This window comes from Solitalea canadensis DSM 3403, assembly GCF_000242635.2.
Taxonomy (GTDB): Bacteria; Bacteroidota; Bacteroidia; order Sphingobacteriales; family Sphingobacteriaceae; genus Solitalea; species Solitalea canadensis.
The window spans coordinates 5,133,663-5,154,088 of record NC_017770.1; the positions used below are offsets into that span (position 1 = coordinate 5,133,663).

The following is a 20,426-nucleotide window of genomic DNA, read 5'->3' on the forward strand; positions in this document are numbered from 1 at the left end:
TTGTATCTTTCTCCGAAACTGAATAAAAAATGAAATCATTCGACCTTGTCTTTTCAAATTTCGGCATATTCGATCTCGTTGATATTTTGTTGGTAGCAATACTGATCTACCTTTTCTACAGTTTGCTTCGTGGAACAATTGCTATTAATATCCTAATTGGATATTTGCTTATCTACATCTTTTACCTGATCGTAAAAGCATTAGATATGCGTTTGCTTAGTACCTTATTTAATGGGTTTTTTCAGGTAGGTGTTATTGCATTAATAATCGTTTTTCAGCCAGAAATAAGGAAGTTCCTGTTGATGGTGGGCAAAAACTTCAAGCTTTACAGAAACGAATATTGGTACCGGTTCTTTGTCCGCAATAAAACCGTGCGAAAAGAAATGGAGCATGCTCAAATCAAACCGATTTTGGACGCATGTAAAGTGATGCAAGAATCGCAAACAGGTGCATTGATTATTTTTGCCAAGAATCCGGAAGAAGAACACTTTTATAAAAACGGTGAAGAAATTCAGGCCGTTGTTTCAAAACGATTACTCGAATCAATATTTAATAAATACAGCCCGTTACATGATGGGGCTGTTATTATCTCGGAAGGTAAAATAATGTCAGCGGCTTGTATTTTACCATTAACAGATAATCAGGATTTACCTCCCTATATGGGATTGCGTCACCGTGCTGCTCTTGGAATTTCCGAAGTAGCAGATGTGGCGGCGTTAGTAGTATCTGAAGAAACCGGGCATCTTGCCTATGCGCGACAAGGGAAAATTAAGGCGCCCATAACGCTGTCGGACCTTGAGCGTTATTTGCGGAAAGATTTAATATAAAAACAATGGCAGCTAATCATAGCTGTCATTGTTTTTATACTCTCATTTTCAGCTTTTTTCGTAGCTTAATAGAAAGAATGAGTATCTATGGAGCAAACGAATATTGAAGTACGCAATCTTACGATTGAAGACTATGAACAGTTAAAAAGTTCAATGGTCACAGTGTATGAGTCGATAGGAGGAGAATATTGGTCGAAGAAAGACATTGATCGGTTAATTAGCAAATTTCCGGAGGGACAGATTTGTGTAACCCTTAATGATCAGGTGGTTGGTTGTGCACTTTCAATCATTGTTCCCTATGAAAAGTTTGGTGATAATCATACTTACAAAAAAATCACCGGAAATTATACATTCAATACTCATGATTCTGCCGGAGATACCTTGTATGGAATCGAATTGTTCATTCATCCTGATTTCAGAGGTTTACGGCTCGCCCGACGCTTATATGAAGCGCGCAAATTTTTGTGTGAAAGTTTAAACCTGGAGGGAATTATTGCAGGAGGTAGGATTCCACGTTATCATGAATTTGCTAATGAATTAACTCCTAAACAATACATCGAAAAAGTTAAGCAAAACGAAATTCACGATCCAACACTAAGCTTTCAGTTGTCCAATGATTTTAGGGTTAAGAAATTGATCAAGAATTACTTGCCCAATGATAATGAATCGATGGGGTATGCTACCTTGTTGATCTGGAACAATGCATTTTATGAACCGGATCAACAAATGCTATTGCGAAGAGATTATATACGGATTGGCATTGTACAATGGCAAATGCGCCCGTATAGTAAGGTAGAAGACCTGCTTGAGCACATGGAGTACTTTATAGATGCAGTGAGCGATTATCATTCGGATTTTGTGCTGTTTCCGGAATTGTTCAATGCTCCCCTGATGGGTAAGTTCAATGACCAGACAACCCATGAAGCGATCAGAAGCTTAGCCGGATATACGGATCAACTGGTAGAAAGACTTTCGAAACTTGCTGTAACTTATAATGTAAATATTATCGCGGGAAGTATGCCAAAGTTTGATGCGGATGGAAAACTTTATAACGCGGCCTATTGTCTTCAGCGAACAGGAGCGATCGATAGTTATTATAAAATTCATCCAACGCCGGCGGAAGTTAGTGAATGGGCGATTAGCGGAGGAGACCAGCTACATGTCATTCAAACAGATGTATGTAAGATCGGAATGTTAATTTGTTACGATGTGGAATTCCCGGAATTACCGAGATTATTAGCAGAAGAGGGTATGCAGATCTTGTTCGTTCCATTTTTAACTGATACACAAAATGCTTACAACAGAGTTCGGATATGTGCACAGGCACGTGCGATTGAGAACGAGTGTTTTGTTGCCATAGCTGGGAATGTGGGTAATCTTCCCAAAGTAAATAACATGGATTTGCAATTTGCTCAGTCGGCAATTTTTACTCCTTCCGACTTTGCATTTCCAGTCAATGCAATTCAGGCGGAAGCCACTCCGAATACAGAAACTGTGGTCGTCGCAGACCTTGATTTAACGCTCCTAAATGAATTACATTATTATGGTTCCGTCAGAAATCTGAAAGACCGGCGGAAGGATTTGTATGATTTAAAGTGGAAGTGAAAAGGCACGCAAAGCCGCTAAGTTGCAAAGAATTGTTTTAAAGCTTTGCGACTTAGCGGCTTTGTGTGAATATTTTTTTAGGCCTTTACTTTCTTTAGATTAGGTAAAAATGCGGTTAATAAACCTATCAATGGTAAATAAGCACAAACATGATAAACATATTGAATGCTAGTTTGATCGGCTAATTTTCCTAATAAAGCAGACCCGATTCCGCCCATTCCGAATGCAAAACCGAAGAACAACCCTGCAACCATTCCAACTTTACCAGGAATTAATTCCTGTGCATAAACCAAAATTGCGGAAAATGCAGACGATAAGATGATGCCTATGAAAACACTTAATACACCTGTCCAGAATAGGTTAACATGAGGAAGTAATAATGAGAATGGAGCTACTCCTAAAATGGAAATCCAGATAACATATTTACGACCGATACGATCACCCACCGGACCTCCCATAAATGTTCCTAATGCAACGGAAAATAAGAAAATGAACAGGTACACTTGTGAACTCTGTACCGAAATATGGAACTTATCCATCAGGTAAAAAGTGTAGTAACTGGTCATACTCGCCATATAAAAATACTTCGAGAAAATGAGTACCAGTAAGATGCAAATAGAAAATACAACTTTTGATGTTGGTAGTTTTTCTGTAACCAAGTGTTGCACTTTCTTTTTCGCTTTCATACGGTACACGTTCGCCTTATACCATTTGCTGATATTAAGCATCACAATAATGGCCAATAATGCAGCCAAGGAGAACCAGATAATATTAAATTGTCCAAAGGGAACAATGATAGCAGCCGCCAATAGAGGACCTAATGCACTGCCGGCGTTTCCACCAACCTGAAATAATGATTGAGCCATGCCATGTTTTCCACCCGCTGCCATATGTGCCAAGCGAGAAGCTTCAGGGTGAAAAATAGATGAACCTACTCCGACTAACGCAACTGAAAGAAGTACGATGGCAAAATGATGCGCAAACGCCAGGCTAATTAAACCAGCCAATGTGAAAGTCATACCAATGGCCAGAGAATAGGGTTGAGGTCGTTTATCTGTAAAAATACCAACTAAAGGTTGAAGAATTGACGCAGAGAGCTGAAAGGTAAGCGTGATTAATCCGATCTGTGAAAAGTTTAATTTCAATGAATCTTTTACCAAAGGGTAAATAGCCGGAATTAATGACTGAAGGGTGTCATTCAATAAATGAGAAAAACTTAATGCCAATAAAATAGAATAAACCGTTTTCTCAGCGGTTGATTTGGCGATGTCTATCGGTGTTTCTTCCAGTGTGGCTTCCTGTGTGGTCATATCATCTGATGTTTGTTTAGTTTAAAAAATCATTTTTTTTGTTGTGAAATTCCGGCAGCTAATAAAACAGCTTTTGTAGCATTTTTATCAATAATAGCTTGTAATAAAGCTTCATGAACTGTCTGGGATTCAATAAAGGCAGTTGTATCCTTATGAATTTGGCTGAATGCAGATTTTATATGCTGAGCTACAGTTTGGTATAGTTCAAGCATGATGGTATTTCCTGCAGCTTCTGCAATGGTAGTATGAAAATCAATGTCAGCCTGTATGGTGTCAACAATATTTTGCTCAGCTGCATATTTTTTTCGGAGTTCAAGAAAATGCCTCATTTTTTCAATATTGGCATCTGTACGTTGCAAAACAGCCTTATCTACTATTTTTTCTTCAAGAAAGAATCTGACTTCATTTAATTCTTCATATCGGGCTTTATTTAAGCAATTGGAAAGCATTTCGGCATTACCAATAAGTGACGTGACAAAGGTTCCGGTGCCTTGTTGTACTCGGGTAAAGCCATTGTTTGAAAGAATTTTCATTGCCTCTCTGATAGATGATCGCCCAACGCCAAATTGCTGCATAAGTTCAGGTTCTGTTGGAAGTTTATCGCCAATAGTATAGTTTCCCGACGTAATCATTTCTTTGATCCTGTCGGCAACTTCATCCGCTAAACTTTTACGTTTAATAATAGCTAGGTTATTCATCGTATCATCTGATGTTTCAAAGATAAGTAAAAATTATTCTGAAAAACAAAATAATGTTTAAGTTGAGGATACAAAAAAAGCTGCCCGGTTAGGAGCAGCTTTAGTATTAATTGATTTTCAATTAACAATATTGTTCGAAAGCCCCAATCAGGCTGTCGGCAATCATTTGAGCCGGACGACCTTCAATATGATGACGCTCAATCATGTGTACTAATTTACCATCTTTAAATAAAGCCATTGATGGTGAAGATGGTGGATAAGGCAACATATATGAACGAGCTTTATCTACAGCTTCTTTTTCCATTCCAGCAAAAACAGTAACAATTTTAGTTGGTTTTTTTTCATTCTTAACAGCTAAACGTGCAGCCGGACGAGCATTAGCAGCCGCGCAGCCACATACTGAATTTACAACAACGAAAACAGTTCCTTCAGAAGTGATCGCTTTTTCAACGTCTTCAGCAGTCATCAACTGATCAAAGCCATCATTTGTTAATTCTTCGCGCATTGGCGCAACCATGTATTCTGGGTACATAATTTATTTGTCTGATTAGTTTGCAAAATTATAAGTAATAACCCAAACTTTAAACAATTGTTTTGTTAAATGTTTAGATAAGTGAAAGGTAGACATCATTAGTTGATTGATTCTATTCCCTTAACGAACGTTTTGTTCTTAATTTTCTAATGCTGATTTTGGCATATTATTTCATATGCCTTATGTTCTATCTGGATTTACTGTTTGTTTTTTCTGATGAATTCTCCATTGCTACGTTTATACTGGGTATTGCTTACCTTGCTGCTTTTTTTGTTTCCGTTTTAGTAATTTCTGAGAATAGAAATCCTTCAAAAACGCTTGCCTATTTGCTGCTGTTCTTTTTGCTCCCCTACATTGGTATCCTTATTTACTATGCTTTTGGAGAGAATTACCGTAAGAAAAAACTCTATAGGTTAAAAGCCCGTGAGGATAAGAAACTTCAAAAGCAGATCAATAATTACGTGTATAAGCTATCGGAAGATAATCTTCGGGAAAATGCAAACGAGTTACAGCATTATGAACGATTGGTCCGTTTGTTAACCTATGATGGCCGGTTGCCACTTACAAGTAATAACAAGGTTTCGTTATTAATTAATGGTGACGAAAAGTTTGATGCGCTTTTCCGGTCGCTGGAGGAAGCCAGGCATCATATTCACTTAGAATATTATATTGTTGAAGAAGGCCTCATTGTGGATAAGCTTTTCGCGATTTTGGAACGAAAAGCTTCTGAAGGCATAGAGATTCGATTTATCTACGACGATTTTGGTTGTTCACTCAGTCGTAAGTTTTTAAAACGCATAACAAATGCAGGAATAAAAGCCATTCCTTTTTATAAAATACACATTCCGTTTTTGTCGAATAGACAAAACTATCGTGATCACCGAAAAATAGCAGTTATTGATGGACGCGTGGGTTTTGTGGGAGGGATCAATATTTCGGATAAATACCAGAATAACGGAACTAATAATAAATTATTCTGGCGTGATACGCACCTTAAAATAAAAGGTGATGCAGTAACCGAGTTGCAATTAGTTTTTGCGTTGAACTGGAGTTTTTGCAGCGGCGAAGATTTATTCTTTAAATCAGTATACTTTCCCAATTATAAAGCTTCTGCAGAGCAGATGGTGCAGATTGCAGTGAGCGGTCCCGATTCAGATCGCGCAAGTATAATGTTAAGCTATCTTTCTGCAATAAACCAGGCGAAATCTTGCATTTACATTACAACACCTTATTTTATTCCAAATGAAAGTATTGTGAATGCCTTAAAAAATGCGGCCTTAAGTAAGCTGGATGTACGATTGCTGGTTCCCGGAATTTCTGATTCACGCTTTGTAAATGCGGCATCTCAATCCTATTATGAAGAATTATTGGAATGCGGAGTTCGTGTTTTTCGTTATCAGAAAGGGTTTGTGCATGCCAAAACTATGGTTATAGATGATTTGATCTCTATGGTAGGAACAGCCAATATGGATATCAGAAGTTTTGATCTCAATTTTGAAGTCAATGCCATTGTATTTGATGAGCAGATCAATCATCAATTAAAAATGGCATTTATTGAAGACCTTTCACATAGCAAAGAAATAACTACCGCTTATTGGCAAAAGCGCCGTCGATTAAAACATTTTTATGAATCGTTATGCAGATTGCTCTCACCTGTATTATAAAAGTTGTTGATTATGAAACCTAAAGAAATAGTTGAAAAATGGGTGCGAGCATTTAATGATGCAGATGTGAATACCCTTTTAAGTCTATATGCAGATAATGCAATAAATCATCAGGTTGCTAATGAGCCGATTGTCGGAAAGGAATCAATTCGAAAAATGTTTAATGAGGAGTTTGGAAGAGCCAAGATGGTTTGTAATGTTGAGAATATATTTGAGGATGGTGAGTGGGCTATTTTAGAATGGAAAGATCCTTTGGGTTTGCGGGGATGTGGTTTTTTCTTTGTCGTAGATGATAAAATCAGGTTTCAACGCGGATATTGGGATAAACTGTCTTTTCTAAAGTTGTATAGTTTGGGCACCGATTAAAATATTAATGCAATATTGTTGCATTAATAAAATCTTGTTTATTTTTGCTTTATGAAAAATGAAGGAAAATTTGATGTTATTATTATAGGAGGAAGTTATGCGGGCTTATCGGCCGCTATGGCCTTAGGCAGATCCTTAAGAAAAGTATTAATAATTGATGGTGGAAAGCCCTGCAACCGACAGACACCTCACTCTCACAATTTCATTACTCACGATGGAGAAACTCCAGCTAACATCTCCAAGAAAGCGAAGGTGCAAGTGCTAAACTATCCGACAGTAAATTGCATAACCGACCATGTGCTACAGGTTGAAGGAGAAAATAACGATTTTACTATTAGAACGCAGTCGGGAGGGTTTTATCAAGGGGCTAAACTTATTTTTGCAACCGGAATGAAGGATGATTTTCCTGCGATTCCAGGCTTTTCCGATTGTTGGGGAATATCGGTGTTACATTGCCCTTATTGCCATGGTTATGAAGTTCGCCACGAAAAGATTGCTATCATTTCAAATGGTAGCGACGCTTTCGAAATGGTAAAGCTAATAAGTAATTGGTCTCCAAAGCTAACGCTGATCACTAATGGCTCATCTACATTAAGTGAGGATCAGGCATTGAAACTTCAGGAGTTGGCGATCCTGGTTATTGAAAAAGAAATTAAGGAAATCACCCATGAAAATGGCTATGTTAAGGATATCGTATTCTCTGATAATTCTTCACATGAAACGGTTGCCATTTTTGCACGACCTAAAATAAGTCAGCATGACACTCTTCCACAGCAACTATCTTGTGAATTAACTGAAAGCGGATTAATAAAAGTTGATGATTTTCAACGAACCACAGTAGCAGGTGTGTATGCAGCAGGGGATTGTGCTTCTTTATTTCGATCAGTTTCTTCAGCAGTTGCCGCAGGAAACAAAGCAGGGGCGCTTGTTAATAAAGAATTGATAGACGAGTATTTTTGGAGGAACTAACATTGCAGCTAAATGAATTAAGCCGACACAGTGAGCTTGTATTCCATTTTTATCTCACTTATGCGTAACTTTGCAAAAAATTTATAGTAGTATGTCAACTATCAGTAAATCAAAGATCGATTTTAGTTTGCCTTATAAGGTAAAAGATATGTCGCTGGCAGAATGGGGCCGTAAAGAAATTGAATTAGCAGAAGCTGAAATGCCGGGTTTAATGGCACTTCGTTCAGAGTATGGTGATTCAAAACCTTTGAAAGGTGCTCGTGTTGCAGGTTGTTTGCACATGACCATTCAAACAGCAGTTTTAATTGAAACATTGGTTCATTTAGGAGCTGAAGTTCGTTGGAGTTCATGTAACATCTTCTCAACGCAAGATCATGCTGCTGCTGCAATTGCTGCTGCTGGTGTTCCTGTATTTGCCTGGAAAGGGATGAATGCTCAGGAATTTGACTGGTGTATCGAACAAACGTTATTCTTCGGTTCGGAAGATAAGCCGTTAAATATGATCCTTGATGATGGTGGTGATTTAACCAATATGGTATTTGACGTTTATCCTGAATTGATTCCTAACATTAAAGGTCTTTCAGAAGAAACTACTACCGGAGTTCACCGTTTACATGAGCGCATGAAAAACGGAACTTTATACATGCCAGCAATCAACGTTAATGATTCAGTAACCAAGTCTAAATTTGACAATAAATATGGTTGTCGCGAATCATTAGTAGATGCGATCCGTCGCGCTACTGATGTAATGTTGGCTGGTAAAGTAGCTGTTGTAGCTGGTTACGGCGATGTGGGTAAAGGTTCTGCCGAATCTTTAAGCTCTGCGGGTGTTCGTGTAATCGTAACCGAAATCGATCCTATTTGTGCATTACAAGCAGCAATGGAAGGCTACGAGGTTAAGAAAATGAAAGATGCTGTTAAGGAAGCGGATATCGTGGTAACTGCGACTGGTAACTTTAATATTGTAACTGGTGAGCATTTCAAATCATTAAAAGACAAAGCCATTGTATGTAACATTGGTCACTTTGATAATGAAATTGATATGGCTTGGTTAAATAAAAACTATGGCAACACTAAAATTGAAATCAAACCTCAGGTAGATAAATATACTATCGATGGTAATGATGTTATAGTGTTGGCCGAAGGCCGTTTAGTAAACTTAGGTTGTGCTACCGGACACCCTTCGTTTGTAATGTCAAACTCGTTTACTAACCAAACATTAGCTCAATTAGAGTTATGGTTACAGGCAGATAAATACGAAAACAAGGTATATACTTTGCCTAAACATTTGGATGAAAAAGTAGCGCGTTTACATTTAGCTAAAATTGGTGTTGTATTAGATGAACTAACAGCTGAACAGGCTGCTTATATCGGTGTTGAAGTATCTGGTCCATTTAAACCAGAGGCTTACCGTTACTAAGAAGAAAAACTAATCATAAATATAGATCCGTCCCGGCTCAGTCGGGACGGATTTTTTTTGCCCATAACTTTGCCAAAGAACTTTAGTATTCCGGGCGTTTTGATAAAATGAAAAAAGATCGAATTGAATAGTTATATGTGTTTCTCGAATAGAAGATAATTAAAATAGGGTGTTCCTTTGCATTGTAGATCATAAAACACTAAAGCTTCATCTGTTAGCCTTCTGTTTAAATTTACTTACTCTCTAAAACAACAAAAAATAGATTTAACAGATGAAGGTTTCAAAATTCTACTTCTTTTCATAGTATAAATCGGCAATGGGCAGTTTTGAATAAGCTGTCCTTTGTTATTTATAGTCGAAGTGAAGGAATAAACGAATTCGGTTGAAAAATGTTTTTTTCGAATAGTAGTTGAGAATTGATGTGTTTACTTTGGTATATATCCAAACAACATCTATGACATTAGTTGTACTTAGAACTCTAACGCCAGAAAATAATGGTGTTTACCTTCCGGAATGCATTAACGCATTAAATCTTGAAATAGAATGTGAAAATGCCATACAAAAAGCAGACGACGAGGCTAATATCAATATGGCTATCGTAAACGAAATGCTGGGAGATCACTACTTTGATAGAAATGATTTCGAGAAAAGTTTAGTTTATTATAAGGAAGCGTTGGATTTATTTGGCAGCTCAATTAATCCTTCATTGTTTCTGAATATCGGTAAGTGCTATTACTCCATTGGTATTATTAATAAAGCCGAAGACTATCTTTTTCTAGCATTTAACATGTCTGGTGGTTGTATAATAAAGGGAAATGAGCAATATTTCTCCTTTCTGATGAGCAAAACTCAAATTGCCTAACTGTAAAATATAGATTTTATTCGCAATAGATTCATTAATTGTAGTAAGCAAGAAAGCCCTCAGGCATTGCCTTTGGGCTTCTCTATTTGTATATTGATTGGTTAACTAATTAATGAAACTGCTCTTCTTCCGTCGAACCTTTTAAAGCAGTTGTTGATGCAACGCCATTCATTATCGTATTTTGAACTTCATCAAAATAGCCTGTTCCAACGAACGCCTGATGTTTTACGGCCCTGAATCCGTGATTATCTTGTAAAGCAAATTCACGCTGTTGCAATTCAGAGAATCCTAGCATACCCTTTTCTTTATAAGATAAAGCAAGCTCAAACATCGCCGTATTTAGGGCATGGAATCCTGCAAGGGTAATAAATTGAAATTTGTACCCCATATCGGCTAATTGCTCACGAAAACTGAACATCGTTTTTTCATCCAGATTTTTCTTCCAGTTAAAAGATGGCGAGCAGTTATAAGCCAACATCTGGTCAGGGTATTCTGCTTTAATAGCCTGAGCAAATTCACGTGCTTGCCCGATGTCAGGTTTTGATGTTTCACACCAGACAAGATCTGCATAAGGTGCATAAGATAAGCCCCTGTTAATTGCTTGTTCAATTCCGGCTTTTACTTTAAAGAAACCCTCAGAGGTTCTTTCTGCTGAAGAAATAAATGCAAGATCGCGTTCATCGCAATCACTTGTTATTAATGTAGCAGCATCAGCATCTGTGCGAGCTACCAAAACAGTAGGAATGCCCATCACATCAGATGCTAATCGGGCAGCATTTAACTTAGCTATAAATTCTCCTGTAGGAACCAATACCTTACCTCCCATATGGCCACATTTTTTTGCAGACGCTAACTGGTCTTCAAAATGTACACCTGCAGCACCTGCCTCAATCATCGATTTCATCAATTCAAAGGCATTCAGGTTACCTCCAAATCCAGCCTCTGCATCGGCAACTATAGGAGCCAGCCAATGCACATCGTCACGACCTTCCATTGTTTGAATCTGGTCGGCACGTAGCAGCGCATTATTAATCCGTTTTACTACACTGGGAACGCTATTAGCAGGATAGAGACTTTGGTCCGGGTACATTTCGCCAGATAAGTTGGCATCCGCAGCCACCTGCCATCCACTTAAATAAATTGCTTTTAATCCTGCCTGCACTTCTTGAATGGCCTGATTCCCCGTTAATGCTCCTAATGCCGAAACATAAGGATCTTCGTTTAATAATTTCCATAAGCGATCTGCACCCAGTCGTGCCAAACTATATTCAATAGTTACGCTGCCTGCAAGTTTTAGTACTTGTTCGGCTGTATAACTCCTTTTTACACCTTTCCATCTTGCATGGGTTGCCCAGTGCGCTGCTAGTTGTTGCGCCTTTTCTATATTCTTCATGATTTATTGGATTACACTGATTAATTTGTTGATTACACCGATTAGGATGTGATTACATTGATTTACCGTTTAATTACACCGATTAGTTAATACCATGAACTATGATCCATCAACTATGATCCATCAACTATGAACTAATAGGTGTCGATATGTAGTGATAAGCTTGTAGTGTTAAAAACTCCGGAAACTGCTTGCTGAACACTAATTCATGAAAGAGACAACCTGCCAGCATAAAATGATTGGTGTGATAAGCTTCTTCTCCGACTTCTGCTTTGATCTTTTCTTTTTCTTCATCAATAAGATCATTTACATGGTGACGGTCAATGAGTTTCCACTGATCGGTGATGCTTCCATGACGAACCCATTGCCAAAGTTGTGCTCTTGAGATTTCGGCGGTTGCTGCATCTTCCATTAAATTATTGATACCAGCAGCACCTAAACCGTTTAACCACGCAGCTATATACCTGATGCCAACATTAATATTCAATCGTATTCCTTGTTCGGTTATGGTATTTCCTGCTGATTGTATATTTAGCAGATCTTCAGCCTTAATTTGTACTTCAGGAATAACCGTTTTTTGGTGTGGTTTGGAGCCTAATACAAGTTCAAAAGCATCTTTTGCAATTTCAATTAGGTCGGGGTGTGCTACCCATGTTCCATCAAATCCGTTTGCAGCTTCAAAATCCTTGTCATCTTTTACTTTTTCCAATGCAATTTTGGTTACTTCTCCATCCTTTCTGTTTGGAATAAAAGCAGCCATACCTCCAATTGCATGGGCACCACGTTTATGACAAGTTTGAACAAGTAGCTGTGTATAAGCTCTCATAAACGGAACTCGCATGGTTACTAAAGCTCTGTCGGGCATTACAAAACGCTGCTGCATTCTGAATTTTTTGATAATACTGAAAATGTAATCCCATCGTCCGGCGTTTAGGCCAGCAATATGGTCACGTAGCTCATAAAGGATCTCATCCATTTCAAAAGCAGCTAAAATAGTTTCGATAAGGACGGTCGCTTTAATGGTTCCTTTTGGTATTTCTAAATATTCTTGTGCAAATTCAAACACCTGATTCCATAATCTTGCTTCTAAATGATTCTCTAATTTTGGAAGATAGAAGTATGGAGCTGTACCACGACTTAATAACTCGTGTGCATTGTGGAAGAAATAGAGCCCAAAATCAAATAAGGAAGCAGACATAGGTCGATTCTCCACCTGGAAATGAGCTTCAGTGAGATGCCAGCCACGAGGTCTTACAACCAATACGGCTGTTTTGGTGTTTAATTTATATTCTTTGCCATCTTCGGTTTCAAAATCAATCGTTCTCCTAATAGCATCCCTGAGGTTCTGCTGTCCGGATAAGATATTGTACCATGTAGGTGAAGTAGCATCTTCAAAATCAGCCATAAAAACATTTGCTGATGAGTTAAGTGCATTTATGATCATTTTGCGATCAACCGGACCTGTAATTTCGACTCTCCTGTTTTGTAAATCATTTGGAACAGGCGATATCTTCCAACTGTCTGATCTTATCTTTGCAGTCTCTGGTAAAAAGTCAGGGTTTTTTCCCGCATTTATTTCCCGTTGACGTTCCATTCTTCTGATCAGCAATTCGCGTCGAGGTTGTTCGAATTGATTATGAAGGGCCGTAAGAAATTCAATTGCCTCAGAAGTGAGCAATTTTTCAGAAAACTGGTTCGAGTCGTTCTTAAACTCAACCATGTAGCTTGCAGTCGGTTGTTCCATCGCTTTATAAATTTTAGTATCACATAAAACGAATATAGTAAAAATTCTTTATTAGCGAAAATTCGCTGAAAATATTTTTTCGCTTTTGGAGAAAATTTGTTTTCATTGTGCAGATTGCTTTAATTTGAATGAATGCTATCTGAAAAGGCATGTATTGAACATTGATACTCAACGAAGAGACCATACGATTAATTCTGGGGCTGAAAATCAGAAGCTCCCGCGCTGATAAAGGAATTTCTTTAACAGAGCTTGCTCAACAAACAGGTGTTTCTGTTTCCTACCTGAATGAAATTGAAAAGGGGAAAAAGCATCCTAAGCCAAGCAAAATTGCGCTAATTGCAGATGCTCTTGATGTTCCTTATGATCAACTGGTATCACTGGAATTGGATAAAAAGTTGCTTACTGTTGCGCGTTTATTGAGCTCAGAGGTAATGAAAGAGCTGCCTTTAGAACATTTTGGGATTGATACAGCAACCTTGGTAGATGTATTTTCTACAGCACCTGCAAAGTTTGGGGCATTTGTGAATACACTTATTGAAATAGCAAGAAGTCGTGATATCAGTGTAGAACAATTTTATTTCGACGCACTTCGATCTTATCAGGAAATGCGTGAGAACTACTTCGGTGATCTAGAGCAATTGGCTTTGCAATTTATTGAAGATAAAAATCTGAATGTATCAATCGATGCTATTTTGAAGCAGCTGGAATTGATTCTTAAAGAAGAGTATTCAATAACGGTTTCTTATACCTTACAAAATCGTCCGAATCTGGTACAGTTGCGTTCTTTGTTTAATCAACAGAAGTCAAAACTTTTAGTCAATAAGGACTTAACACCTGAACAGAAAGCTTTTGTTTTGGCAAAGGAAATTGGTTTTCAATTGATGAAGGTAGAGGCTCGTCCACATACCTCAGTTTGGGTAAAAGCAGAGTCTTTTGATGCTGTGCTCAATAATTTTAGAGCTTCTTATTTTGCAGGTGCTGTGCTGATATCCTGCGATCAACTGGTTGAAGATATGGAAGGTTTCTTTGCGATGAATAAATGGTCTCCTGAAAAAATACATGAGATTATCAGTCATTACCCAGCCAGTCCGGAAGTTTTTATGTATCGATTAACAAGCATTCTTCCTAAATTCTTCGGACTAAACCAACTTTTCTTTCTTAAATTTGACCACGACGAACTCCTGAATGAGGTTCATTTGTCAAAGGAATTGCATCTTTCCGGATTACATAATCCACATGCCAGTTTTATGAATGAGCATTATTGCAACAGATGGATATCTATTTGGCTGTTAAATGATCTGGTTGAAGCTCCTTCTGAAAAATTTATTTCGGGTATTCAGCGTTCTTCGTATGTAGATTCTACTAATGAATATCTTCTACTAACCATTGCAAGGAGATCGGAACCGGCAAAGGGAAGAAATAGTTCATTAAGCTTGGGGTTATTGATCAATCCATTGTTGATTCAAAAAGTTAAGTTTTTAAACGATGAGGCGATCAAACGTAAATTAGTTAATATTACTTGTGAGCGTTGCAGACTAGAGGATTGTAAAGAACGGGGGGCGGAACCTAAGGTTTATATTAAACAGCAACAGCAGCAACAGCTGATAAAAGCAATTGACGAATACTTAACAGAATAAGAGATAAAATGTCAAAACTTAGTGTAAATATTAATAAAGTAGCCACAATACGTAATGCACGAGGTGGAAACAATCCGGATATTATTAAAGTTGCGCTTGATTGCGAGCGTTTTGGTGCCGAAGGAATTACGGTTCACCCTCGTCCGGATGAACGTCATATTCGTTACCAGGATGTTATCGATCTGAAACCCTTGTTAACAACAGAGTTTAATATAGAAGGACGTCCGGATGAACGTTTTATGGACCTGGTTTTAAAAACCAAGCCGGCACAGGTTACATTGGTGCCTGATGCTCCGGATGCTATCACCTCTAATGCAGGCTGGGATACTATTCGTCATCGTGCTTACCTGAAAGATATTATTGCTGAGTTTAAATCTAATGGCATCAGAACATCCATATTTGTTGATCCATTGATTGATATGGTGGATGGAGCGGCAGAAACTGGGACTGATCGTATTGAATTATATACCGAAGCTTATGCAACAGGTTATCATAATAATAAGGAATCGGTTATCGCTCCCTACCTTGAAGCCGCAAAATTAGCAGCTGAGCTTGGGTTAGGAGTTAACGCCGGACATGATCTGGATCTTCACAATTTGAAATACCTTAAGGATAATATGCCTGAGTTGCTTGAGGTTTCAATTGGACATGCCTTAATCTGTGATGCTTTATATCTTGGATTAGAAAATACCATTCAACAATATTTGCGACAATTACGCTAAACGGATGAAGAAATTAATTGTAGTTGTTTTGTTAATAATGAGTGTAAATGCTAGTTACGCTCAAAAATTAAGCAAAGAGCTGAAACAGTTAAAAGAAAATTTAAGTGGCCGCTTTACAAATGAAGACCAGGCGCGATTTAATCCTTCCTATAAACCTCAAAGTTTTATTATGAAACAAATTTTGCTGGAAAATCCTGATGGTTTATGGATGTATGGAGAGCTGGCTTCAGTAGATTCGGTAAAGTTTCCTAAAAAACAATTTATCTGGCACTTTCAGCAAGTTGATCAAAACCGTTTTGCTGCCCAAATTTTTCAGCTTAACGACCCCAAATCGTTTGTAAACGATTGGCAAAAGAAAATACCCTTACAAGGGATTACTGAGGCAATGATGGTTAAGGAACTCTGCCCGCTTTACCTGGTAAGAAAAACGATGATTGAGTTTACGGGTGCTACAAGAGAGAAATTTTGTCGGCCAGTAAAAGATGGAAAAATTGCCTATAAAACAATAGAGTTGTATAGCAGTGAAAGTACATTAATGTATTGGGAGCGAGGTTACAATGCAAGCGACAAACTAGTTGATGGACCCGAGCAGGCCGGAGATATATTCAGGAAAATAGAACAGTTTAAATAATTAAGAAAGCCCCTTCTGTATAGTAAGGGGCTTTTTTTTCAGCCTAATGAGAGCATTAATAGATAATAGTATTGTATTAATCGACTATTCAGGATTGTTTATTTTACAATGAGTATATTCCTTTTCGGAAAAATAATTGTCCGGTTCGAAAGGAAATACTGTTCACAGCGTTATAATTTGCATAACGACATACAATTATCATGCAACAATGCCTTTGATAGGATAATGCTTTGAAAATAAGGTTGTTGTTGTTTTGGTGGGGAACTAGATGAGTTTTTAGTCGAGAAATCTATTCCCCTCTTTGTAAAAAAGATGGTTGATGAAAATCTACATTATTGACTTGATCAATAATTCTGCAGTGGCCGGATTGCTGGCCAGTGGTACATTATGAACGTCACATTGGCGCATTAGCATCATAATATCAGGTTCATGAGGATGAGCATTAAGTGGATCACGGAAAAAGAAAACCATTTGTGTTTTGCCTTCTGCCACTCTTGCCGCAATCTGAGCATCACCACCTAGTGGTCCGGAAAGCATGCGAGTAACTTTCAATCCCAAATCTTCTGCCTTTTTACCGGTTGTGCCGGTAGCAATTAGTTTAATATGATCTTGCTTAAATAATTCAAGGTTTTGGCTTAAAAAAACAACCATTTCGTCTTTTTTGCCGTCATGTGCTATTATTGCTATTTCCATAGTAAAGATTTGATGGGGCAAAGATAATCTTCTGAGGTTATTTTTATCGAATAATCGTGAGTGCTCCAACAATAGCTGGACAATCAGTTTTAAGTTCAATTACATAATAATAGGTTCCAGCTGGGAGTTTTCCGTCTTTATAAGTTCCTTTTGTGTAAGATGTAAAGTAATTGCCTGCATGTTCAAAGTTGGGCGAAAATGTAGTTTTTTTGACATTTCTTTGATTCTAAAATAATGTTCCGCATATAGGTAATTTACCCAAATTTTTATTTGTTTGTATGGCGGTTTAAAGTGGAGGTTTTGGCAATGTTTAAATCTTTCCAAATAATTGATTTTTAATAGTTTTAGCTTTAAAACTTCGTACGTAAAATCGTTGTTAATAGCATGTTATTTGGCTATTTTTGCCGCTCCAAATTTAACCGCATGAAGTTAGATATCAGTTACAAAGAGGCTTTTGAGAGCCGTCACATTGCACCAAACACTGCTGACGTTGAAAAGATGTTAAAAGTGATTGGAGCCGCTTCCTTAGATCAGTTGATCAACGAAACAGTTCCTGAGAAAATCAGACTGAAAAAACCTTTGAATTTACCCACTGCTAAAACTGAGTTTGAATACCTTGCCAGCTTAAAGCAAACTGCTTCTAAGAACAAAGTTTTCAAATCATACATTGGCCGTGGTTATTATGATAACTTCACTCCGAATGTAATTCTGCGTAACATCCTTGAGAACCCGGGATGGTACACTCAATATACTCCTTATCAGGCTGAGATCGCTCAGGGTCGTTTACAAGCATTGTTAAACTACCAAACAATGATCATCGATCTTACTGGAATGGAAATCGCAAACGCTTCATTATTAGATGAAGGTACTGCAGCTGCTGAAGCAATGTTCATGCAATATTCATTGCGTAAAAATGCCGGTGCTAACGTATTCTTTGTTTCAGAAGAAGTATTGCCTCAAACAATTGATATTTTAATGACTCGCTCTAAGCCTTTGGGTATCGAGTTGTTAATTGGTAACCACCAAACTGTTGAATTAACAGAAAATATGTTTGGTGCAATCGTTCAGTATCCTGCAGCAAATGGTGAAGTTTATGACTATACTGAGTTTGCTAACAAATGCCATGCGAAAAACATTAAAATCACTGTAGCTGCTGATATCTTAAGCTTAGCGTTATTAACTCCTCCATCTGAATTTGGAGCTGATATCGTTGTTGGTTCAGCGCAACGCTTTGGTGTTCCAATGGGTTATGGTGGTCCTCACGCTGCATATTTTGCTACTAAGGAAGAATATAAACGCTCAATGCCGGGCCGTATCATTGGAGTAACTATTGATGCGCAAGGAAATCAAGCGTTACGTATGGCGCTTCAAACCCGTGAACAACACATCCGCAGGGATAAAGCAACTTCAAATATCTGTACTGCTCAAGCTCTGTTAGCTATTATGGCTTCAATGTATGGTGTTTATCACGGACAAGCAGGTGTTAAGAAAATTGCTAATCGTACACACGGAATGGCTGTTCTTTTAAAAGATGCTTTAACTTCATTAGGTTATTCTGTTTTAAACAAAGCATTTTTTGATACCATTACTGTTGATGCCGGAAATAATGTAGGTTCTATCAATAAAGAAGCCGTTGACGCTGAAGCTAACTTCTACTACAATGGTTCAAAGGTTGGTATAGCTGTAGACGAAACTACTTCGATTGAAGACATCAAAAATATCGTTAAAGTATTTGCGAAAGTTGTTGGTAAAAACTTAAATGATCTAGATGTTGACGGCTTAGCTGCAAAGTTAAACTCTCCAATTGCAGAAAATTTACAACGTAAATCGGAATTCTTTACTCACCCGGTATTCAATACTCATCACTCTGAGCACGAAATGCTTCGCTATATTAAGAGCTTGGAGAATAAAGATCTTTCGTTGAATCATTCAATGATTTCCTTGGGTTCATGTACCATGAAATTGAATGCAACTGCTGAAATGATTCCTGTGACTTGGGCGGAGTTTGGTAAGTTACATCCATTTGCTCCAATCGATCAGGTGGGCGGTTATGCGCAAATGATCTCTGAATTAGAGAAATGGTTATGCGAGATTACAGGCTTTGCAGGTGCAAGTTTGCAACCTAACTCTGGTGCACAAGGTGAATATGCAGGATTAATGGTTATTCGTGCTTATCACGAAAGCCGTGGTGATAACCACCGTAATGTAATTCTGATTCCTTCATCAGCGCACGGAACTAACCCTGCTTCTGCGGCTATTGCCGGATTTAAGATTGTAATTACTAAGTGTGATGACAATGGTAATATCGATGTGGAAGATTTACGTGCAAAAGCTATCGAGCATAAAAATGACCTCGCAGGTTTAATGGTTACTTATCCATCTACACACGGTGTATTTGAAGAAGCAATCATTGAAATTTGTCAGATCATTCATGATAACGGCGGACAAGTTTATATGGACGGTGCAAATATGAATGCACAGGTTGGTTTAACCAGTCCAGCTAATATTGGTGCCGACGTTTGTCACCTTAACTTGCATAAAACATTCTGTATTCCTCATGGTGGAGGTGGCCCGGGCATGGGTCCGATCTGTGTCGCAAAACACCTTGCTCCATTCTTGCCGGGTCATGCAGTTGTTAAAACAGGTGGTGAAAATGCAATTCATGCTGTTTCTGCAGCTCCTTGGGGTAGTGCAAGTATTTTAGTTATTTCTCATGCTTACATCGCAATGATGGGCGGCGAAGGTTTAACTAATGCAACCAAACACGCAATTCTGAATGCAAATTATATCAAGTCTCGCCTTGAGAATGAGTATAAAGTATTGTATGCAGGGGCAAACGGACGTTGTGCACACGAAATGATCCTGGATTGCCGCTCATTCAAAAACTTTGGCGTTGAGGTAACCGACATTGCTAAACGTTTAATGGATTACGGTTTCCACGCACCAACAGTTTCTTTCCCAGTTGCGGGTACATTGATGATCGAGCCTACGGAATCTGAGCCTAAAATTGAACTTGACCGTTTCTGTGATGCAATGATTGCTATCCGTCATGAAATTAATGAGGTTGAAGAGGGTAAAGCAGATAAGAACGATAACGTACTTAAAAATGCTCCTCACACAGCAGCGGTTATTACTTCCAATGAATGGGAGCATACTTACAGCCGTCAGAAAGCTGCATTCCCACTACATTGGGTTAAGGATAATAAATTCTGGCCTTCGGTAGCTCGTGTAAATGATACTTATGGAGATAGAACTTTAGTTTGTTCATGTCCTCCGATTGAATCATACATGGAAGAAGCTGTTGAAGCAAACTAAAATGACAATTGAGCCTAGTGCTTTTTAATATGAGTCCG

General features: G+C 38.1%; 17 protein-coding genes. 11 read left to right on the top strand and 6 right to left on the bottom strand.

The window, feature by feature from the left end; all coding sequences use genetic code 11:
- The first annotated feature begins 29 nt into the window (after positions 1-29).
- Positions 30-827: a diadenylate cyclase CdaA gene (gene cdaA, locus SOLCA_RS21700; protein WP_014682642.1), complete on the top strand. Its 798-nt coding sequence runs from the start codon at positions 30-32 to the stop codon at positions 825-827.
- 87 nt (positions 828-914) lie between these two features.
- Positions 915-2,432, top strand: a complete 1,518-nt coding sequence (locus SOLCA_RS21705) for a carbon-nitrogen hydrolase family protein (protein WP_014682643.1) — start codon at positions 915-917, stop codon at positions 2,430-2,432.
- 77 nt (positions 2,433-2,509) lie between these two features.
- Here SOLCA_RS21705 and SOLCA_RS21710 read toward each other — a convergent pair whose 3' ends face one another.
- From SOLCA_RS21710 to SOLCA_RS21720, 3 genes are all read right to left on the bottom strand, one after another.
- Positions 2,510-3,742 (bottom strand): MFS transporter, encoded by a 1,233-nt coding sequence (locus SOLCA_RS21710; RefSeq protein WP_014682644.1) that lies wholly within the window; start codon positions 3,740-3,742, stop codon positions 2,510-2,512.
- Positions 3,743-3,771: 29 nt separating this feature from the next.
- The gene (locus tag SOLCA_RS21715) at positions 3,772-4,440 is read right to left on the bottom strand and encodes a FadR/GntR family transcriptional regulator (RefSeq protein ID WP_014682645.1); all 669 of its coding nucleotides are present in this window, start codon (positions 4,438-4,440) and stop codon (positions 3,772-3,774) included.
- Positions 4,441-4,561: 121 nt separating this feature from the next.
- Complete coding sequence (locus SOLCA_RS21720) at positions 4,562-4,972, bottom strand: BrxA/BrxB family bacilliredoxin (protein WP_014682646.1); 411 nt, start codon at positions 4,970-4,972, stop codon at positions 4,562-4,564.
- 182 nt (positions 4,973-5,154) lie between these two features.
- On the opposite strand from SOLCA_RS21720, the gene cls reads away from it, so the two are divergent.
- The 5 genes from cls (at position 5,155) to SOLCA_RS21745 (ending at position 10,253) form a co-directional block, all read left to right on the top strand.
- Positions 5,155-6,636 (top strand): cardiolipin synthase, encoded by a 1,482-nt coding sequence (gene cls / locus SOLCA_RS21725; RefSeq protein WP_157604630.1) that lies wholly within the window; start codon positions 5,155-5,157, stop codon positions 6,634-6,636.
- Positions 6,637-6,648: 12 nt separating this feature from the next.
- The gene (locus SOLCA_RS21730) at positions 6,649-7,002 is read left to right on the top strand and encodes a nuclear transport factor 2 family protein (protein ID WP_014682648.1); all 354 of its coding nucleotides are present in this window, start codon (positions 6,649-6,651) and stop codon (positions 7,000-7,002) included.
- 51 nt (positions 7,003-7,053) lie between these two features.
- Positions 7,054-7,971 carry an NAD(P)/FAD-dependent oxidoreductase gene (locus SOLCA_RS21735; protein WP_014682649.1) on the top strand — a complete coding sequence of 306 codons (918 nt, stop codon included), beginning with the start codon at positions 7,054-7,056 and terminating at the stop codon, positions 7,969-7,971.
- Positions 7,972-8,062: 91 nt separating this feature from the next.
- Positions 8,063-9,391, top strand: a complete 1,329-nt coding sequence (gene ahcY, locus SOLCA_RS21740; RefSeq protein WP_014682650.1) for an adenosylhomocysteinase — start codon at positions 8,063-8,065, stop codon at positions 9,389-9,391.
- A 454-nt stretch (positions 9,392-9,845) separates the two neighbouring features.
- Positions 9,846-10,253 (top strand): tetratricopeptide repeat protein, encoded by a 408-nt coding sequence (locus SOLCA_RS21745; protein ID WP_014682651.1) that lies wholly within the window; start codon positions 9,846-9,848, stop codon positions 10,251-10,253.
- A 109-nt stretch (positions 10,254-10,362) separates the two neighbouring features.
- On the opposite strand, the gene aceA is transcribed toward SOLCA_RS21745, so the two are convergent.
- The gene (aceA, locus tag SOLCA_RS21750) at positions 10,363-11,646 is read right to left on the bottom strand and encodes an isocitrate lyase (protein ID WP_014682652.1); all 1,284 of its coding nucleotides are present in this window, start codon (positions 11,644-11,646) and stop codon (positions 10,363-10,365) included.
- A 127-nt stretch (positions 11,647-11,773) separates the two neighbouring features.
- Positions 11,774-13,390, bottom strand: coding sequence for a malate synthase A (gene aceB, locus SOLCA_RS21755; protein ID WP_014682653.1), 1,617 nt, complete (start codon positions 13,388-13,390; stop codon positions 11,774-11,776).
- Positions 13,391-13,551: 161 nt separating this feature from the next.
- On the opposite strand from aceB, the gene SOLCA_RS21760 reads away from it, so the two are divergent.
- The 3 genes from SOLCA_RS21760 to SOLCA_RS21770 are packed head-to-tail and all read left to right on the top strand — an operon-like array spanning position 13,552 to position 16,380.
- A complete protein-coding gene (locus SOLCA_RS21760) occupies positions 13,552-15,027 on the top strand; it encodes a helix-turn-helix domain-containing protein (RefSeq protein WP_014682654.1) in 1,476 nt (491 codons plus the stop codon).
- An 8-nt stretch (positions 15,028-15,035) separates the two neighbouring features.
- On the top strand, positions 15,036-15,749 hold the full coding sequence (locus tag SOLCA_RS21765) for a pyridoxine 5'-phosphate synthase (RefSeq protein WP_014682655.1): 714 nt from the start codon (positions 15,036-15,038) through the stop codon (positions 15,747-15,749).
- 4 nt (positions 15,750-15,753) lie between these two features.
- On the top strand, positions 15,754-16,380 hold the full coding sequence (locus SOLCA_RS21770) for a chromophore lyase CpcT/CpeT (RefSeq protein WP_014682656.1): 627 nt from the start codon (positions 15,754-15,756) through the stop codon (positions 16,378-16,380).
- 327 nt (positions 16,381-16,707) lie between these two features.
- Here the strand turns inward: SOLCA_RS21770 and SOLCA_RS21775 are convergent, their stop codons facing one another.
- Entirely contained in the window at positions 16,708-17,073 is a 366-nt protein-coding gene (locus tag SOLCA_RS21775; protein ID WP_014682657.1) for a methylglyoxal synthase, read from the bottom strand.
- A gap of 423 nt (positions 17,074-17,496) precedes the next feature.
- Between SOLCA_RS21775 and gcvP the strand changes: the two genes are divergently transcribed.
- Positions 17,497-20,388, top strand: coding sequence for an aminomethyl-transferring glycine dehydrogenase (gcvP, locus tag SOLCA_RS21780; protein WP_042480369.1), 2,892 nt, complete (start codon positions 17,497-17,499; stop codon positions 20,386-20,388).
- The last annotated feature ends 38 nt before the right edge of the window (positions 20,389-20,426 follow it).

Excerpts from the sequence above, each read along its gene's own strand:
- SOLCA_RS21705 (WP_014682643.1), top strand. The coding sequence starts at position 915 with ATGGAGCAAACGAATATTGAAGTACGCAATCTTACGATTGAAGACTAT.
- aceA (WP_014682652.1), bottom strand. The coding sequence starts at position 11,646 with ATGAAGAATATAGAAAAGGCGCAACAACTAGCAGCGCACTGGGCAACC.
- SOLCA_RS21770 (WP_014682656.1), top strand. The coding sequence starts at position 15,754 with ATGAAGAAATTAATTGTAGTTGTTTTGTTAATAATGAGTGTAAATGCT.
- SOLCA_RS21720 (WP_014682646.1), bottom strand. The coding sequence starts at position 4,972 with ATGTACCCAGAATACATGGTTGCGCCAATGCGCGAAGAATTAACAAAT.
- ahcY (WP_014682650.1), top strand. The coding sequence starts at position 8,063 with ATGTCAACTATCAGTAAATCAAAGATCGATTTTAGTTTGCCTTATAAG.
- SOLCA_RS21730 (WP_014682648.1), top strand. The coding sequence starts at position 6,649 with ATGAAACCTAAAGAAATAGTTGAAAAATGGGTGCGAGCATTTAATGAT.
- SOLCA_RS21710 (WP_014682644.1), bottom strand. The coding sequence starts at position 3,742 with ATGACCACACAGGAAGCCACACTGGAAGAAACACCGATAGACATCGCC.
- SOLCA_RS21715 (WP_014682645.1), bottom strand. The coding sequence starts at position 4,440 with ATGAATAACCTAGCTATTATTAAACGTAAAAGTTTAGCGGATGAAGTT.
- cls (WP_157604630.1), top strand. The coding sequence starts at position 5,155 with ATGTTCTATCTGGATTTACTGTTTGTTTTTTCTGATGAATTCTCCATT.
- SOLCA_RS21775 (WP_014682657.1), bottom strand. The coding sequence starts at position 17,073 with ATGGAAATAGCAATAATAGCACATGACGGCAAAAAAGACGAAATGGTT.
- SOLCA_RS21745 (WP_014682651.1), top strand. The coding sequence starts at position 9,846 with ATGACATTAGTTGTACTTAGAACTCTAACGCCAGAAAATAATGGTGTT.
- cdaA (WP_014682642.1), top strand. The coding sequence starts at position 30 with ATGAAATCATTCGACCTTGTCTTTTCAAATTTCGGCATATTCGATCTC.
- gcvP (WP_042480369.1), top strand. The coding sequence starts at position 17,497 with ATGAAGTTAGATATCAGTTACAAAGAGGCTTTTGAGAGCCGTCACATT.
- SOLCA_RS21735 (WP_014682649.1), top strand. The coding sequence starts at position 7,054 with ATGAAAAATGAAGGAAAATTTGATGTTATTATTATAGGAGGAAGTTAT.
- aceB (WP_014682653.1), bottom strand. The coding sequence starts at position 13,390 with ATGGAACAACCGACTGCAAGCTACATGGTTGAGTTTAAGAACGACTCG.
- SOLCA_RS21765 (WP_014682655.1), top strand. The coding sequence starts at position 15,036 with ATGTCAAAACTTAGTGTAAATATTAATAAAGTAGCCACAATACGTAAT.